Annotated in this window: 16 protein-coding genes and 6 tRNA genes; 8 read left to right on the top strand and 14 right to left on the bottom strand. The window is 40.2% G+C overall.

The features are described 5' to 3' along the window. Nucleotides 1-90 precede the first annotated feature (90 nt). The 7 genes from clpP to AAEU30_RS05870 all read right to left on the bottom strand — a co-directional run bounded on the left by clpP (nt 91) and on the right by AAEU30_RS05870 (nt 3,276). On the bottom strand, nt 91-711 hold the full coding sequence (gene clpP, locus AAEU30_RS05900) for an ATP-dependent Clp endopeptidase proteolytic subunit ClpP (protein ID WP_087530793.1): 621 nt from the start codon (nt 709-711) through the stop codon (nt 91-93). 166 nt (nt 712-877) lie between these two features. Then, nucleotides 878-2,182, bottom strand: a complete 1,305-nt coding sequence (gene tig, locus AAEU30_RS05895; RefSeq protein WP_421959722.1) for a trigger factor — start codon at nt 2,180-2,182, stop codon at nt 878-880. Nucleotides 2,183-2,719: 537 nt separating this feature from the next. Beyond that, nucleotides 2,720-2,796, bottom strand: a tRNA-Pro gene (locus AAEU30_RS05890). A 72-nt stretch (nt 2,797-2,868) separates the two neighbouring features. Continuing rightward, nucleotides 2,869-2,945: transfer RNA gene (locus tag AAEU30_RS05885), tRNA-Pro, on the bottom strand. A gap of 17 nt (nt 2,946-2,962) precedes the next feature. Beyond that, nucleotides 2,963-3,038: transfer RNA gene (locus AAEU30_RS05880), tRNA-His, on the bottom strand. Nucleotides 3,039-3,062: 24 nt separating this feature from the next. Further along, a tRNA-Arg gene (locus tag AAEU30_RS05875) sits at nt 3,063-3,139 on the bottom strand. Between the two features lie 60 nt (nt 3,140-3,199). Then, nucleotides 3,200-3,276: transfer RNA gene (locus AAEU30_RS05870), tRNA-Pro, on the bottom strand. A gap of 345 nt (nt 3,277-3,621) precedes the next feature. Between AAEU30_RS05870 and folD the strand changes: the two genes are divergently transcribed. Further along, nucleotides 3,622-4,476 carry a bifunctional methylenetetrahydrofolate dehydrogenase/methenyltetrahydrofolate cyclohydrolase FolD gene (gene folD, locus AAEU30_RS05865; protein ID WP_087530795.1) on the top strand — a complete coding sequence of 285 codons (855 nt, stop codon included), beginning with the start codon at nt 3,622-3,624 and terminating at the stop codon, nt 4,474-4,476. Nucleotides 4,477-4,547: 71 nt separating this feature from the next. Here folD and AAEU30_RS05860 read toward each other — a convergent pair whose 3' ends face one another. The 4 genes from AAEU30_RS05860 to AAEU30_RS05845 form a co-directional block, all read right to left on the bottom strand. After that, nucleotides 4,548-5,738, bottom strand: a complete 1,191-nt coding sequence (locus AAEU30_RS05860; RefSeq protein ID WP_421959721.1) for an amino acid aminotransferase — start codon at nt 5,736-5,738, stop codon at nt 4,548-4,550. An 80-nt stretch (nt 5,739-5,818) separates the two neighbouring features. Further along, nucleotides 5,819-6,478 carry a GAF domain-containing protein gene (locus tag AAEU30_RS05855; protein ID WP_421959720.1) on the bottom strand — a complete coding sequence of 220 codons (660 nt, stop codon included), beginning with the start codon at nt 6,476-6,478 and terminating at the stop codon, nt 5,819-5,821. A gap of 68 nt (nt 6,479-6,546) precedes the next feature. Then, complete coding sequence (locus AAEU30_RS05850; protein WP_421959719.1) at nt 6,547-8,193, bottom strand: fused response regulator/phosphatase; 1,647 nt, start codon at nt 8,191-8,193, stop codon at nt 6,547-6,549. Then, complete coding sequence (locus AAEU30_RS05845) at nt 8,193-8,498, bottom strand: STAS domain-containing protein (RefSeq protein ID WP_421959718.1); 306 nt, start codon at nt 8,496-8,498, stop codon at nt 8,193-8,195. The genes AAEU30_RS05850 and AAEU30_RS05845 overlap by 1 nt, the downstream gene beginning before the upstream one ends. Before the next feature lie 142 nt (nt 8,499-8,640). On the opposite strand from AAEU30_RS05845, the gene AAEU30_RS05840 reads away from it, so the two are divergent. After that, nucleotides 8,641-8,970 carry an SUI1 family translation initiation factor gene (locus tag AAEU30_RS05840; protein ID WP_087530800.1) on the top strand — a complete coding sequence of 110 codons (330 nt, stop codon included), beginning with the start codon at nt 8,641-8,643 and terminating at the stop codon, nt 8,968-8,970. A 285-nt stretch (nt 8,971-9,255) separates the two neighbouring features. Further along, nucleotides 9,256-10,128: an FRG domain-containing protein gene (locus AAEU30_RS05835; protein WP_421959717.1), complete on the top strand. Its 873-nt coding sequence runs from the start codon at nt 9,256-9,258 to the stop codon at nt 10,126-10,128. Nucleotides 10,129-10,457: 329 nt separating this feature from the next. On the opposite strand, the gene ggt is transcribed toward AAEU30_RS05835, so the two are convergent. Together ggt and AAEU30_RS05825 are read right to left on the bottom strand one after the other, a co-directional pair. Further along, nucleotides 10,458-12,086, bottom strand: a complete 1,629-nt coding sequence (gene ggt / locus AAEU30_RS05830) for a gamma-glutamyltransferase (protein WP_421959877.1) — start codon at nt 12,084-12,086, stop codon at nt 10,458-10,460. Between the two features lie 121 nt (nt 12,087-12,207). Further along, complete coding sequence (locus AAEU30_RS05825; protein WP_421959716.1) at nt 12,208-12,744, bottom strand: GNAT family N-acetyltransferase; 537 nt, start codon at nt 12,742-12,744, stop codon at nt 12,208-12,210. A 99-nt stretch (nt 12,745-12,843) separates the two neighbouring features. Between AAEU30_RS05825 and AAEU30_RS05820 the strand changes: the two genes are divergently transcribed. The 5 genes from AAEU30_RS05820 to sdhD all read left to right on the top strand — a co-directional run bounded on the left by AAEU30_RS05820 (nt 12,844) and on the right by sdhD (nt 14,736). Beyond that, nucleotides 12,844-13,212, top strand: coding sequence for a hypothetical protein (locus AAEU30_RS05820; RefSeq protein ID WP_421959715.1), 369 nt, complete (start codon nt 12,844-12,846; stop codon nt 13,210-13,212). A gap of 98 nt (nt 13,213-13,310) precedes the next feature. After that, a complete protein-coding gene (locus tag AAEU30_RS05815) occupies nt 13,311-13,499 on the top strand; it encodes an alpha/beta hydrolase family protein (protein ID WP_421959876.1) in 189 nt (62 codons plus the stop codon). Nucleotides 13,500-13,685: 186 nt separating this feature from the next. Further along, the gene (locus AAEU30_RS05810; RefSeq protein ID WP_421959714.1) at nt 13,686-13,988 is read left to right on the top strand and encodes a hypothetical protein; all 303 of its coding nucleotides are present in this window, start codon (nt 13,686-13,688) and stop codon (nt 13,986-13,988) included. Nucleotides 13,989-14,026: 38 nt separating this feature from the next. Beyond that, on the top strand, nt 14,027-14,407 hold the full coding sequence (sdhC, locus tag AAEU30_RS05805; protein ID WP_421959713.1) for a succinate dehydrogenase, cytochrome b556 subunit: 381 nt from the start codon (nt 14,027-14,029) through the stop codon (nt 14,405-14,407). Then, on the top strand, nt 14,404-14,736 hold the full coding sequence (sdhD, locus tag AAEU30_RS05800; RefSeq protein ID WP_421959712.1) for a succinate dehydrogenase, hydrophobic membrane anchor protein: 333 nt from the start codon (nt 14,404-14,406) through the stop codon (nt 14,734-14,736). Before sdhC ends, sdhD begins: the two co-directional genes overlap by 4 nt. Nucleotides 14,737-15,195: 459 nt before the next feature. Here sdhD and AAEU30_RS05795 read toward each other — a convergent pair. Beyond that, nucleotides 15,196-15,280 (bottom strand) — tRNA-Leu (locus tag AAEU30_RS05795). Nucleotides 15,281-15,326 lie beyond the last annotated feature (46 nt).

The raw sequence follows: 15,326 nt of genomic DNA, 5'->3' as shown, positions 1-15,326 counted from the left end.
CTATTTCAATACGCTTAACTATACCAAAAATTATTGGCTTTCACAGTGTAAACAATTCAAGTGAGTGCCGTTAGCACTCACTTAGTCTTTTTACTTACTGTCGCGATTAGTAAATACCGAGTCAACTAGGCCGTAATCAACGGCTTGGCTTGCGCTCATAAAGTTGTCGCGGTCTGTATCGCGTGAAATCACATCTAATGGTTGGCCAGTATGCTCCGCCATTAAACGATTAAGCTTGTCTTTAATAGACAGGATTTCTTTAGCATGAATTTCAAAATCAGATGCTTGACCTTGGAAACCACCTAAAGGTTGGTGAATCATCACGCGTGAATTAGGCAAACAGTAACGCTTACCTTTTGCACCAGCTGTTAGTAAGAATGCACCCATGCTCGCCGCTTGGCCAACACAAATAGTACTCACATCTGGTTTAATAAAGTTCATGGTATCGTAAATTGCCATACCCGCTGTTACAGAACCACCTGGTGAATTGATATATAAAAAGATATCTTTTTCTGGGTTTTCTGATTCTAAAAATAGCATTTGCGCTAAAATTAGGTTCGCCATGTTGTCTTCAACTTGACCAGTTAAAAAAATGATTCTCTCTTTTAATAGTCTCGAATATATATCATACGAGCGCTCGCCTTTCGCTGTTTGTTCAACAACCATTGGGACTAATGCATTTAGAGGATCTGTCATACCAGTGTTGTTCATACTTATTTTATTCCTTATGCGCTTATACTTATCCTGAATATAAGAAAAGCATAGTTATCTTTTTGGCAAAATTGAAGGCCACAAACTAAAATGGCTCGGGCACACTGCAAAATACAGAGTAACACGAGCCATTTAATCGTTAGCGAGGACTTAAGTCAATGACTTATTAAGCACCTTGCTGTGGATTCATGATGTCATCAAATGCTTTTTCAACATCAGAAACGTCTGCTTTAGCTAAAATAGCTTCTACAGCTTGCTCTTCCATTGCAACATTACGCATTTGCTGCATAAGTTGATCATTTGCTTTGTAGTATTCTACTACTTCAGTTGGATCTTCGTATGCAGAAGCAACTGTAGCAATTAATGCTTCAACTTTAGCGTCATCAACTTTGATCTCGTTCGCTTTAATTACTTCACCTAGTAATAGGCCAGTTTTAACGCGAGTTACTGCTTGCTCGTGGAACAACTCAGCTGGAAGCTCAGGCATGTTTTTAGCGTCGCCACCAAAACGTTGTGCAGCTTGCTGACGTAGTGCATCAATTTCTTGATCTACTAGCGCTTTAGGCACCTCGATTTCGTTGTTAGCTAAAAGACCTTTGATTGCTTGGTCTTTCACGTTAGCTTTAACCGCTTGGTCAAGCTCGCGTGTCATGTTCTTTTTCACTTCTTCTTTAAGTGCGTCAACGCCACCTTCAGTTACACCGAACTTAGTTGCGAATTCTTCGCTTAGTTCAGGTAGCTCTTGTGCTTCAACTTTCTTCACAGAGATAGTGAATTGAGCAGCTTTACCTTTAAGGTTTTCAGCGTGGTAATCGTCAGGGAACGTTACATCTGCAACTACTTCTTCGCCTGCTTTTTTACCTACGATGTTATCTTCAAAACCTGGGATCATACGACCTTGGCCAAGTTCTAATGGGAAGTCTTCAGCTTTACCGCCTTCAAATACTTCGCCGTCGATAGTGCCTTCGAAGTCAACTGTTACGCGATCGTTCTCGCCAGCAGCAGCGTCTACTTCTGCCCATGATGCATGTTGCTTACGTAGCGTTTCTAGCATGTTAGCTAGATCTTCGTCAGTAACTGTTACAGCAGGCTTTTCTACAGTGATTTTGTCTAAACCTTGAACTTCAACTTCAGGGTAAACTTCAAATGTTGCAGAGAATTCTAAATCTTTACCAGCTTCAAGCGCTTTAGGAGCGAAAGTTGGTGTACCCGCTGGGTTGATTTTTTCAGCTACGATTGCTTCGTAGAAGTTACGTTGCATTAATTCGCCAGCAACTTCTTGACGAACTGCGCCACCGTAACGTTTGTTGATTACAGACGTTGGTACTTTACCAGGACGGAAACCATCAATACGCTGGGTTTTAGACAGTTGTTGTAAGCGTTTTTTTACTTCGGTCTCAACGTTCTCTGCAGGAACGGTGATAGTCAGACGGCGCTCAAGGCCTTGAGTCGTCTCAACAGAAACTTGCATGATATACCTCAATCTTCAATTTTGGCGACTGTTCGCCTTCCTTACAAACACGGTGATCACTATACGCTTGATATGTTAAAAGCCACTTAGGGACGTTTAAACTCCATCTTCACTATACGATACCAATGCTGCTCTGCCCTTCGGGCACTATGTTAAACAATAGACGCGGCATTATAACCTAATATTTATGATAGTCGAGTCATGGGGGCAATTATTTGGTTAGATCACGGATTATAGAAGGTAAATGAGTGAAAAGTAGGCGGTTCAACTGCAAGTTAGCAAGTTAGCAAGTTAGCAAGTTAGCAAGTTAGCAAGTTAGCAAGTTAGCAAGTTAGCAAGTTAGCAAGTTAGCAAGTTAGCAAGTTAGCAAGTTAGCAAGTTAGCAAGTTAGCAATATTTTAGCTTTAGGATTTAGTTGTGCAATATGAATTTTGAATTATTTTTATTGAGAAAGTGGTCGGCGATGCAGAATTTGAATCTGCGACTGCATGGGATATACCCAAACCAAATTACGCTATTGTTTATTAATTTAGAAAGTGGTCGGCGATGCAGGATTTGAACCTGCGACCCCTTGGACCCAAACCAAGTGCGCTACCAAACTGCGCTAATCGCCGATATTGAAGTATGAAACTTCGTTTTCTATTTTGAACACTTAAACGGTGAGTTTAAGACCACGTTAGAGAAAGTGGTCGGCGATGCAGGATTTGAACCTGCGACCCCTTGGACCCAAACCAAGTGCGCTACCAAACTGCGCTAATCGCCGATATTCTTTTTGTAAATTGGGGTGACTGATGGGGCTCGAACCCACGACAACCGGAATCACAATCCGGGGCTCTACCAACTGAGCTACAATCACCACGGCATTTACATGTTTTCGAAATGGCGCACCCAGAAGGATTCGAACCTTCGACCGACGCCTTAGAAGGGCGTTGCTCTATCCAGCTGAGCTATGGGCGCATCGAAAACTTCATAGTTTACCAATAAGCCAATCTATTATAAAAAAATTATAAATGAAAGTGGTCGGCGATGCAGGATTTGAACCTGCGACCCCTTGGACCCAAACCAAGTGCGCTACCAAACTGCGCTAATCGCCGATGCTTACTATTGTCTTCGAGTGACCTCGTTGACAACGGGGTGCATAATAGTGATTTGACTGGATTAGGTCAAACCTTTTTTTAAGAAAATAAATCAATCGGTCATTTTTAGTTCACAATGTCTAAATATTGTAAATATAAGCTAAAATTCGACCGTTTTTTATAATAGTGTGGTTTATATAAAAAAAGCAACTTGGCGCTTTGGCGCTTTTCTGCGAAAATAGCACAACTATATAGCAAGGCAAAATTAGGCTGCGTAAAATCAGTCACGTTTACCCCTTTTAAAACGATAGGCTCTTGCTAAGTATCAGTTTCAAGTTAACTAACCCCAATTAAAGGTCACCCATGACGGCAAACATCATCGATGGTAAGGCAATAGCTAAACAAGTACGAAGTGCTGTAGCAGAAAAAGTAAGTGAACGCGTAGCCAAGGGCTTACGTGCACCAGGACTTGCAGTTGTGCTTGTAGGACAAGACCCTGCAAGCCAAGTTTATGTTGGTTCGAAGCGTAAAGCCTGCGAGGAAGTTGGTTTTGTATCAAAATCATTTGATTTACCCGCAGATACCTCAGAGCAAGCACTACTCGATTTAGTCGATGAACTGAATAACGACCAGACAGTCGATGGTATTTTAGTTCAGTTACCATTACCTGAGGGGCTTGATGCAGAAAAAATTCTTGAGCGTATTACGCCACTAAAAGATGTCGATGGTTTCCACCCTTATAATATCGGCCGTTTAGCACAGCGTATGCCTGCCCTTCGCCCTTGCACACCAAAAGGTATTATCACCCTACTAAATTCAACCGGCGTTAAATACAAAGGCATGCATGCTGTAGTGGTCGGTGCATCAAATATCGTTGGTCGCCCTATGGCGCTAGAGTTACTCCTTGCTGGTTGCACTACAACAGTGTGCCATAAGTTTACCCAAGATTTGGAAACTCACGTACGCCGAGCTGATTTACTGGTTGTTGCGGTAGGTAAACCTGAGTTTATACCGGGCGACTGGGTGAAAGAAGGTGCGATGGTTATCGATGTAGGTATCAACCGTTTAGATACGGGTAAATTAGTGGGCGATGTACAATATGACATTGCTGAGCAAAAAGCACATTTCATTACACCTGTCCCTGGCGGTGTTGGCCCAATGACGGTAGCAAGCTTAATTGAAAATACACTAGAAGCGTGTGAGAAATACCACAGTTAGTTACTTTATTTAAAGTATTAAAAAAACCGCACAACTTACGTTAGTGCGGTTTTTTTATCTACGCTATCTGATTACTTACAAACGTCTGCAACAGCGTTTGAGAAGTATTCGATATTTGCTTGGCTAATACCAGCTACGTTTACACGGCTAGAACCAACAATATAAATACCATACTCTTTTTGTAAGCGCGCGATTTGCTCTTTATTAATGCCAAGGAATGAGAACATACCATTTTGACGGTCAATAAATGAGAAGTCTTGTGCAATGTCTTTCGCTGCTAAGCTGTCTTTAATTAACGTACGAAGACCATTAATACGATTACGCATTTCATCAAGCTCACTGTGCCACTCTTGCGTAAGTTCTGCGCTGCCTAAAATAGTGTTTACGATATCGGCACCATGTGCTGGCGGCATAGAGTAAATACTACGTACTACGCTTAACATTACTGAGTTAGAGATATCAGCAGTCGCGCTATCTTTGGCAATAATTGAACATGCACCAATACGCTCACGGTATAAGCCAAAGTTTTTAGAGCATGAAGAACAAATGATCAGCTCTTCAACTGCGTTAGCTAAAATACGCAAGCCGTTAGCATCTTGCTCAAGGCTTGAACCAAAACCTTGGTAAGCAATATCAACAAGTGGTGTAAAACCAACTTCTTTTGCAAGCTCTGCTACTGTGTTCCACTGTGTTTCGTTTAAGTCCATACCGCTTGGGTTATGACAACACGCATGAACAAGAACAACATCACCTTTTGGTACTTGCTTGAGTGTATTGATCATGTCATCAAATAACAGATCTTTGTTTTCGTAATCGTAATACGGGTATTCTTTTACTGTTAGGCCTGCCGCTTCAAATAAGCTGATGTGGTTTGCCCATGTTGGGTTTGTTACCCAAATAGTTGCACTTGGGTTACAGCGAGCTATAAATTCAGCCGCTACACGAAGCGCGCCTGTACCACCTGGAGCCTGCGCGGTACGAACACGGTTTGCAAGTAGTGCTTGGTGCTCACCTAATAAAAGGTTTTCCATTTTTTGACAAAAGTCTAAGTTACCCGCTAAACCAATATATGATTTGCTGGTTTCATTTTCGAGGCGAAATGCTTCTGCCTTTTTAACGGCGCTTAATACCGGCGTATTACCTTGTTCGTCTTTATAAACACCAACCCCTAAGTCAATCTTATTTGGGTTAGTATCTTGCTTATAGGCCGCCATAAGGCCAAGAATAGGATCTGTTGGTAATGGTTTTAATTCTGAGAACATTGACTATCTCTTATCATTATTTAGGGGTTAGCTGTTGCACTTAGCTTAACATAAAATGTGACTAGCGTGGCTAGTGTTATTTACACTAAAAAGTGAGGAATTTTAATACAGCATGCAATTAGTAGTGCTAGCGTTTGCTGATCAAAAAAATCATTATTGAACGCCTCGCCATCGACTATGCCAACACAATTGTTTTGCTCATCAAATAAAGGTAAACATGCCTCTGCTTTTACTTTAGGATCGCAAGTATAATACTCGCCACCAGCTGCCAAGTATTGCTCAACATTGTTAATCACTCGACCCTTTGCACTCAATGCCACTTGAACATTATTACTTCCTGCAGCAAATTCTTTGGTTAATGGAAATAAAGGCCTGCTAGGTGCGCCAAAGTAGGCTAATTTTAACAACTGTGCACCTTCATCTGTGGCAGTATTTTGATAAATACCATACCAATCCACTCCAGTTTGCTCTACCACATAATTTACGATGCGTTGTAACTGTGTCAGTTTTTCAGTGGTGTGTGAGTCTTGCTTTAAATAATCGGTTAACTTAAATGGTGCTTCTTGTAGGTAACCAAATAAACTGCAAGCGCCGCCTTCACCTAACTCAGGTATTTGATATTCCCAGTTTATTGCTGGGCGATCATTGTTTGATAAATAACTCTCAAGCTTGGTAAGCTCTGAAGACACTAACTGCTGTGGCACATCAAGTTGTGCAAGTGATAAATAAGAAGAAACCATCTAGCCGTCCAAACATCCAAATAAAGCGAGATAATAGCATGTCATTAATCACTGTACTAGTGCTGAATCTAAGTTAGCTTATAACACATTTCAATTTGGTTACCTGAAGCGTTATAACCTACGTGTTCGGCTATTTCCTCTAGCAATGACAGCCCTCTGCCATGTTCACGCGCTAAGCTTTGGGCGCGATGATTGTTGCAAGTAAAGCCATTGCCTGAATCACAAATAGTAAAATATAAGCACAAAGATTCAGGACAATAGCGAATATCAATAATGATCATTGCTCCTTGTAAGCTCGCCAGGGCCGCTTCTCTTTGCTGGTAAAACTCAAAAAAGCCATCGTCATGATTTTTTATATCGGAATCAAGCCCAAGTAAGCCATGATCAACGGCATTATTATACGCTTCTGATAAAAGTAAAAAGATATCCGAGCGATGTGCTTTTAAACCACTGACCCTGGTAATAACATCAACAACTTCAAGTACAGGATCTGTTTGTTTGATTTGCGCAGAGTTTAAGCTCAGTGAGAAATTAAAAGGGAGCGGCGAGTAAGTTTCAGCTTCGGCTTTACTTGATGGAACGGGTAAACAATTAAAAAGCACCAAACTTAAATCATCTTGTTGCTTAGAGCCTTTAGCAAACTTAGTAACTTGTTCAATTATATCATGACAGCTTACTTGCGTTTTGCTGCCTAGCACTTGAATAAATCGTTGTTCACCAAAGTATTCATCTTCGTCATTAGCGGTTTCAATTATGCCGTCTGTCGCTAAAACAATTCGCGTTGTATTATCCACTTCAAAATGAATTAACTCTCGCTCGAATTCATCAGCATCCAAAACCCCTAGGGCCATATGTTGTGATTCTAATGTTTTTAACACCTTACCTTGCTGATCAATCACATACGCATCGGGTAAACCGCCAAGCCAAGCTGAGATGCTTTTTCCTGAGCTACTTAATTCAATGATGGTCGCCGCGCAAAACATATGACCAGGCAGTAACTTGGCTAATACCGTGTTGACTTCATGAGCGATATCGTTAACCGCCATGCCTTTGTTGACCATGGTGTAAAAGACTTTGGAAGCAGGCAGCGCACCAACTGCAGCAGCAAGGCCATGGCCAGTAAAGTCACCAAGCATGCAGTACAAACTACCAATTGGGCTTTGCGCAACTAATAACATATCCCCATTAAACATAGAGGCAGGAGAAAGATGAAAATCAATATTGTTGCTAAATTCATTTTGGTTTTCTAATGCATTATTAAAAATGTGCTCAACAATCTCGTGTTCTCGTTCGGTTTGATTGTAATGGTATTCTAATAAGGCGTTTTGCTCATGGGCTTTTAAGCTAAGCTCGCGGGTTCTGGCATGTGCATTGATTTTGGCAGTAAGAATGACCTTATCAAAGGGTTTATGAATAAAGTCATCACCGCCAACGGCTAAGCAATGCTCTAAACTATCTTTGTCTTCTAACGAGGTGATAAAAATAATAGGTAAGTAAACATCTTTACTGCGTTGCTTTATTTTTGGGGCTGTTTCATAGCCATCCATCTGTGGCATTAATACATCTAGTAACACCATATCAATTGAGTGGTTATCAAGCACAGCAAGTGCTTCAATACCATTGTTTGCTGTTGTCACCTCATGACCTTGTTGCTCTAACATAATACTGAGCAATGAGCGATTTAGGGGCTGATCATCAACAACAAGTACATGCATCAGTCGATATCAAATTTCTTGTCAAAGCGCGAAATCTGCAATATTTTTTTTAACTGAGGCTGACAATTACTAATATGGATTGCATCAACTGAGGTACCTAATGTTTTCTTCATATTAAGTAACATACCCAGCGCAGAACTATCCATATAATCAGTTTCGCGAAGATCTATAACCACTTTTGCCGTTTTATCCCCGATTTCAGCATAAGCTTGTCGAAACGATTGCACCAAATTAAAATCAAATTTGCCTCTAATTTGGATTGTTAGTGTTGTGCCATCTGCCGATGCTGTCTTACTTAAACTCATACTTAATTCCTGATAAGATTATCCATTCTTTAAAGTTAATATAACCTTTTAAGACTAAATTCGCCAAAAATAAAAGCGTCTTAGTGTAAATTTGTTATCATAGAAGCCATTGTTTATATAACTTTTTCATTACAGGTTTAGTATGAGTGACAATAATCTCGTTTATTCAACAGAAACTGGTCGTATTAGCCAACCAAAAGCAACTAAAGAAGTCGCTGGTAAAGTATTTAAAGACGGTGCTTTGCGAATTGAACGTCAAACTAAAGGCCGTAAAGGCAAAGGTGTCATGCTAGTAACCGGTATTGATAGCGAACAACATGACCTAAAAAAATTAGCTAAAACAATCAAAAGTAAAATGGGCCAAGGTGGCGCAGTTAAAGACGGCATCATCGAAGTGCAAGGCGACGACCGCGATAAACTCAAAGCCATACTTGAAGCACTTAAATTCAAAGTGAAAATTGCCGGCGGCTAAGCCCCTATTTTATGGCGTTTAGTAGTATTTAATGAGTGATTCATGACAATCTGAGCAACGAGTTTGAGCGATAACCGAACATTGAGGTGAGCCGTCATTAGCCTAGTAAGAATATGAGTAACTACCCCTTTACCACATATTTAAATAAGCTAAAGTAGGTATAATATATAGCTGGCAATAACTTATAGTATTTTCTATTAATGTAAGTTCATAAAATAAGGACGTTTTCGCGCTAAAATAGGGAGGGTCTGATCTGATAAAATTGTTAGAACTATGAGGTGAATTGTGCCAATCATTGAAGAGGAACTATCGAGAGTTGATGAGCTTTGGGATCTGTTGTCACCAATTGGAACATTTTCTAATAAACTAAAGAATCCAATTTTTCGCGGGCATGCAAACGCCTTATGGAATTTGACTCCAACTGTTTTTAGAGATGATATTATCTTAAAATTTCATCGAAAAAGAATGGAGTATTTGAGAACCTCGCAGGTAATTGAATTCGAGTTTAGTTTACTTCACGGTTTCCTATTTGGCTGTGATGAGCAAGGAATATCGATTCCGCATGATAGCCATGATTTCAGAAGTTCAATGGATTATTCGACAGCGATGGCTCGATATGCTGATTCAACGGCAGGATGGCCACATAAAGAATTCCATTCTATATTAGCAATGGCACAACATCATGGAATACCTACTCGATTATTAGACTGGAGTCGCAGCTCTCTTGTTGCTATGTATTTCGCTGCTTCTCAAGTGTTGAATTCAAAAGTTGAAACTGAACAACGCTTAGCTGTTTGGGTATTAGATGCAGATAGCACTACTCTGGCTAATATCGGTTTGGAAACAGTTTCACCTGCAGGCAGTGTAAGTGGGAACTTGGCAGCACAAAAAGGTTTATTTTTATTATATAAGGAGCCGAGCAGCACTTTCTACACAGATGAGTTTTGCCCAGAAACCGAAAAAAGTTTAATTGATAATTTATTGGCTAATAACGCAAAGGTATATAAGTTTACACTTCCTGCAAACACTGCCGGTGAATTATTACTAAGGTGTATGAAGTTCAACGTATCGGCTACAACTCTATTTCCTGGTGTTGACGGCGTAGCTAAAGGAGTCATGGAATTTAAGTTAGCTAAACGTCAAGCTGGTATACTCTAGAATAGCTCTAACAAGTGACTATGATGCCACCGTCCGTTTATGGCGCTTTAAAGGCAATTGATAATACTAATTCCTAGTTTAAGTCAGGCACTGTTATTAATTAATAGCTGTCAGCGTATGTTTTTACAATGCCCAAAACGCGAGATAAACTCGCGCTTACAAGATACTCCCCCCTAGCCCCTAGTTACCTAGTGACCTAGCACCTAAAATCTAGTTACCTAGCTCCTAAAACCTTTTAACTGGACTTCGCTATGCTCAACTCAACTACAATCGCTTAATTTAACACAGTGCAAACTGACAGCTTACGGCTAACCACTTACAGCTCAAGATCAAAACACCATTGCTTTACCGCGACCGGAAGCTTCTGATCCTGCATCAAGTTTGCCATCACGTTCAATAATCACATGCATATCACCAAAGCGGCGCTCATCTAATGTGTAACCCATTTTTTCTAGTGCGCTGATAACATCAGAAGCTAAACCGCTGTGATGGCGAATCACATTTTTCGGCCATAACTGGTGATGAAAACGTGGGCTGTTCACCACTTCTTCAGCACTCATATTAAATTCAACCGCGTTTAAAATAGACTCATATACTGAGCTAATAATCGTCGTGCCGCCCGGTGAGCCTGTGACCATTTTGACTTTATTGTCTTTGAGTAAGATAGTTGGCGTCATTGAACTCAGCATACGTTTATGTGGCTGTATTTCGTTGGCTTTGCCACCAAGCGCGCCAAAAACGTTCATCACGCCTGGTTTTGCACTAAAGTCATCCATCTCATCATTAAGTAAAAAGCCTGCGCCTGCCACCACTACGCCACTGCCGTAACCTAAGTTAATCGTTGTGGTGTTCGATACTGCATTCCCCCATTTATCTACAATTGAAAAGTGAGTCGTTTGTTCGCTTTCATACAAACCTGGTTTAATGTCTTCAGTGGTTGATATTTTATCAAGTGTAATGGTGCTACTGCGCTTTTTAAGGTATTCACTGGCAATCAGCTCTGTTTGTGGTACGTCAAAAAAGTCTGGGTCACCTAAGTACTCTGCCCTATCGGCAAAAACGCGTTTGCCTATTTCAGATAATAAATGAATATAGGCCGTTGAATTATGCTCAAAGCCTGCGCTTGGCTTAGTTAATTCATACATTCTTAGCCATTGTAAAATAGCAATGCCGCCTGAGCTTGGAGGAGGTGATGTTAAAACTTCATAACCGTTCCAACTGGCTTTAATAGGAGTCCGTGATTTTGCTTGATAGCTTTTTAAATCGGCTTGCGTGATTATGCCGCCATGTAACGCCATAAAATCAGCGATAATTTTAGCGGTTTCGCCTTCATAGAACCCTGCTTTACCATTATCACGAATGCGCTTAAGTGTCGCGGCAAGCTCTAACTGCTTAAAGTTTTGCTTTGCTTTAGCGCTGGCAAAATACTCAGCAAAATTAATCGAAACGTCTTTTTTAGCCATACGAGCTATGTAACGTTCGATGCTGCGGGCAAGCTTTGGATGTACAATAAAGCCATGTTCGGCAAGTTTTACAGCGGGTTCAACTAAGGTTTTCCAATCAAGAGTCCCGTGTTTTTTATGAGCAAGCCACATACCTGCAACACTGCCAGGCACACCGCTGGCATGAATACCATACACAGAGCGATGCTTAATAACATTGCCCTGCTCATCTAAATACATATCGCGATGTGCCGCACTCGGTGCTGTTTCACGATAATCAATAAAGTCACTTTCGCCGTCTTTTTGGATCAGCATAAAACCACCGCCACCAATATTCCCAGCTTCAGGTAGGGTTACAGCCAATACAAATTGTGCCGCGATAGCCGCATCAACGGCATTACCGCCTTGCTCTAGAATAGCCCTTGCGGTATCACTACTATAACTGTCTGGCATGGCAACCGCAGCTTGGCTCGTTTTTTCTGCAGCACTCAGCATTAGATTTAGCTGAATTACCATGAAGCTCAATAGAAGCAAAATCTTGCCACGAGAAAACATAGTTCATTCCTTTTTAATTTTATTTTTTAACTAAATTATTTCACCATTAATGCATATTGTACCGCGCTAGGTCAAACGACAATTAAACTAACTTTCGATATAGCACAGCAGGTAGCTCACCTTCGTCATCTATATGAGTGTAATTTTTAATAAATTTCATGGCTAATTTTTCCATGACTTTAATAGAAGCTAGATTGTCTTGTAACGCTGTCGCACTAATAGCATGCACTTGAGGCTGCTGAGCAATACAATCAGCTATTGCTCTAGCCGCTTCACTAGCAAACCCTTTGCCCCAGCTTGAGCGTTTAAAACGCCAACCAATTTCAATATCATTGTAGTTAGGCGATTTAGTAAAGAAGTCCATCGGCCTGATAAGCACCCAGCCTATAAACTCATTTGTTTGCGTAATATTCACCTGCCATAATCCCCAGCCCTTTTCGGTATTGCGATACGCTTGCATACGCGGAATAAAGACCTCTTGAATTGTCTGCATGCTACTCACTTTGCCTCGTGTTAAGTGCTGCATTACAAGAGGATCACTATCAAGCTCATGCAGTAACGGGGCATCATGTTCATCCATTAGTTTAAAGGTGAGTCTTGCTGTTCTAGGTATGTTCATATTTTTACCTGTATATTGCATGTTTTTAAATTATTACTAAAATTACTTTACCTAAGAATGACAGTCTTAGGAACACTCCCTTTTTAATAGAGAACAAATATGAAAAAATTTGCGAGTTTAGTTTTGTTAAGTTGCGTTATTCTCAGCGGATGTGAAGATGCTAATGAGGTAAAAGAAGATGCTGCAGAAGCCAAAGCAGAGATGCAAAAAGCATTAGGTGATGCGTGGGATGAGGTAAAAGATACCACGAATGAATTCAAGGGTGAATCACTTGACGAGCTATTAGATGAGAGTAAAAAGCTTGGCTTAGACATGTACGATGATGGTAAAGAAGTTGCCCTTGATGCATGGCTCGAAAGTAAAGAAGCTGCAGGTGAATTAACTGAAAAAACCAAGCAAAAAGCGCAAGAGCTCGCCCAAGAATTACGTGAAGCCCGCGAACAGCGCGAGCAAGATAACGATAATTAAAACTCAAGCTTGGTAACCTGCCTGTTTTACAACCGTGCCTGTAAAGCTTTCAAATAAGCTTTGCGGGCGCTCAACTCTTCAAGTTTGCCCTGATATGAATACATTTACTAATATCAGCAAATGATAGCCGGATTTCTGTTAATAACTCAATTGAGTTTGCAAAAGCGCTTGATAGCACCAAGATCTCCCATAAGCTCGTTATATACCCTGATGATAATCACGGATTACAGAAAAACCATTCAGCCGCAAACCAAGAAATAATCAACTGGTTTAATAAATACTTATAAATTTAAGCTACAGCCTTATTGTTATGTTATGGGCCAGTCATGAAGCTGGCCTAACCTTACATTACTAAAAATTAAAGTCAGAACGAAACTTCACTGTGCCTAGTGTAAGATTAACTATAAAAAACGCTTTTAATTAATGGCTACTTAGATTAATCTAAATGAGAATTATTAGTAACGGCCTTTTTTATGTTTAAGCTACTCTGGCAACGCCAATGCCCTTGCTGTAAAAAACCAATCAATTTATCTGATCGGCTATGCTTATTACAACGCGAGCTAGTAACCTGTAAATATTGCGCTAAGCCATTACAGCCCAACTTTAAAACAATGCTGTTTAATGCATTCTGGCTCAGTATGAGTGCATCTTGGATAATAAAACTAAGTACTCAACTCAATTATGAGTGGGCGCTCATTGTCGCTTTATTCTGTTTAGCGTCTATCCTTCCGGCATTAGATTTATTATTTGGTCTTGAAGAACATAAATTTAATTAAATTTAGACCGACTTTATAAACGTCACCTAAGGACAATTATGAGAAAACAAAGGCCGACTAACTTGGCCATAAACACGATTGCACTGCCAGTCACAGCTTATGCATCTATTTTACACCGTGTCAGTGGTGTGATTGTGTGGTTTGCAATGATTTCATTGCTGCTAGTTTTATGCTGTGCATTGCAGTCAAAACAAAGTTTTAACGATATTAAAGCAGCTGTTAATGATTACTTTATATTGCAGTTTGTCATCTGGGGCTATTTAACAGCATTGAGCTACTACTGCTTAGGTACTTTAAAGCATATAGTTCAAGAGTTTGGTTATTGCGAAGAGCTTGACAGCGGCAAAGCAATTTCATGGCTAGTGATCGTTTTAGCGCTAGTATTAAGTATTATCTGTGCAGGATGGGTTTGGCTATGACCAGTATTGTAAAATCAGGCGTAAAACAGTGGCTGTTACAACGCATATGTAATTGTTTTATTGTACTTTACAGTATTATGCTGATTGGATTAATCATTGCGACACCTCTTGATAACTTTACTGCGGTTGAGTCATTACTGGCGCAAAGCTGGTTCAAATTAGTCAGTACGGTGTGTATTTTTATATTTGCCATTAATAGCATACTTGCTGGTTGGCAAATAGCGGGGGATTATGTCAAAGGCGCTGTTATTAATAAAGTATTCAATGGGCTGTGTATTTTATTTACTGTTGCTGGTTTATTAGTTGCTCTGATGATTTTGTGGCGATAAATAGAAAGAGCTAAGTTGTAAAACTTAGCTCTTTTGACTTGAGTTCAAAGCATCACTTCTTTTTTATCTTTTGAGTAACGTAAGCAAACCACCAATTCTTAAAGCATTCGTTAGATCATAGCTGGCATTAATGTAAACAGCATAGCAACAGTCACTGGTTAGTTTTCACCCTATATAGCCAAGCCACTTCAAGATACAAAATTCAGCGTTTTACAGGAGCTTAATATCAAGACGTTACTTTGCAAAAATGGGGGTCCCTTTTAATAAGTAATAACGATGAAAGTAAGTCCCTGTGAAACGTCCAAAGGGTTGGTTTTGGTATAAACACTGTAAAAAATACGATTGAGAAAACGTGTCAATCCGGTACTGACATTGATAATATCTGTAAATTACACCTAACTAACTGAATGTTTGAGTATAAAAAAACCGGTAACATCGCTGTTACCGGTTTCTTTGATATGGTGCGGTTGGGGGGACTTGAACCCCCACGCCCGAAAGCACTACCCCCTCAAGGTAGCGTGTCTACCAATTCCACCACAACCGCATTTTTAAAGCTTTCACTTTAACTGTTAAGCTTGTTAGTTTACTTG

This window comes from Pseudoalteromonas mucoides, from assembly GCF_049257175.1.
GTDB lineage: Bacteria > Pseudomonadota > Gammaproteobacteria > Enterobacterales > Alteromonadaceae > Pseudoalteromonas.
The sequence above is the reverse complement of the archived record's forward strand: the minus strand, read 5'-3'. Positions and strand labels throughout refer to the sequence as shown.

Coding starts and splice junctions, on each gene's coding strand:
- clpP (WP_087530793.1), bottom strand. CDS start 711: ATGAACAACACTGGTATGACAGATCCTCTAAATGCATTAGTCCCAATG.
- tig (WP_421959722.1), bottom strand. CDS start 2,182: ATGCAAGTTTCTGTTGAGACGACTCAAGGCCTTGAGCGCCGTCTGACT.
- folD (WP_087530795.1), top strand. CDS start 3,622: ATGACGGCAAACATCATCGATGGTAAGGCAATAGCTAAACAAGTACGA.
- AAEU30_RS05860 (WP_421959721.1), bottom strand. CDS start 5,738: ATGTTCTCAGAATTAAAACCATTACCAACAGATCCTATTCTTGGCCTT.
- AAEU30_RS05855 (WP_421959720.1), bottom strand. CDS start 6,478: ATGGTTTCTTCTTATTTATCACTTGCACAACTTGATGTGCCACAGCAG.
- AAEU30_RS05850 (WP_421959719.1), bottom strand. CDS start 8,193: ATGCATGTACTTGTTGTTGATGATCAGCCCCTAAATCGCTCATTGCTC.
- AAEU30_RS05845 (WP_421959718.1), bottom strand. CDS start 8,498: ATGAGTTTAAGTAAGACAGCATCGGCAGATGGCACAACACTAACAATC.
- AAEU30_RS05840 (WP_087530800.1), top strand. CDS start 8,641: ATGAGTGACAATAATCTCGTTTATTCAACAGAAACTGGTCGTATTAGC.
- ggt (WP_421959877.1), bottom strand. CDS start 12,086: ATGGTAATTCAGCTAAATCTAATGCTGAGTGCTGCAGAAAAAACGAGC.
- AAEU30_RS05825 (WP_421959716.1), bottom strand. CDS start 12,744: ATGAACATACCTAGAACAGCAAGACTCACCTTTAAACTAATGGATGAA.
- AAEU30_RS05820 (WP_421959715.1), top strand. CDS start 12,844: ATGAAAAAATTTGCGAGTTTAGTTTTGTTAAGTTGCGTTATTCTCAGC.
- AAEU30_RS05810 (WP_421959714.1), top strand. CDS start 13,686: ATGTTTAAGCTACTCTGGCAACGCCAATGCCCTTGCTGTAAAAAACCA.
- sdhC (WP_421959713.1), top strand. CDS start 14,027: ATGAGAAAACAAAGGCCGACTAACTTGGCCATAAACACGATTGCACTG.
- sdhD (WP_421959712.1), top strand. CDS start 14,404: ATGACCAGTATTGTAAAATCAGGCGTAAAACAGTGGCTGTTACAACGC.